1 protein-coding gene is annotated in these 256 nt (G+C 35.2%); it reads left to right on the top strand.

Features of this window, described 5'->3' with window-relative positions; genetic code table 11:
* Positions 1–256 (top strand): transposase (locus ETC05_RS18540; protein ID WP_171661581.1); only part of this gene is annotated, 256 nt, incomplete at both ends.

Raw genomic sequence — 256 nt, forward strand, 5'->3', positions numbered from 1 at the left:
CTTGTGTCACATCAGACGGCAGATCATTCATCATTGATGGGCGGAGATTAAAAAGTATAAATCAATGGTTTAACAAAGAAAATGCCAGACTTCAAAGCATTAAAGATAAGCAAAAAATCAAAGGCACCACTCGTAAACAGGCTTTGCTTGCTATGAATCGCAATAATAAAGTGAATGATTATATCAACAAGACTTGCCGTTACATCATTAACTACTGTATTGAAAATCAAATTGGCAAACTTGTCATTGGCTATGC

The organism is Geobacillus sp. BMUD, assembly GCF_013096845.1.
Taxonomy (GTDB): Bacteria; Bacillota; Bacilli; order Bacillales; family Anoxybacillaceae; genus Geobacillus; species Geobacillus vulcani.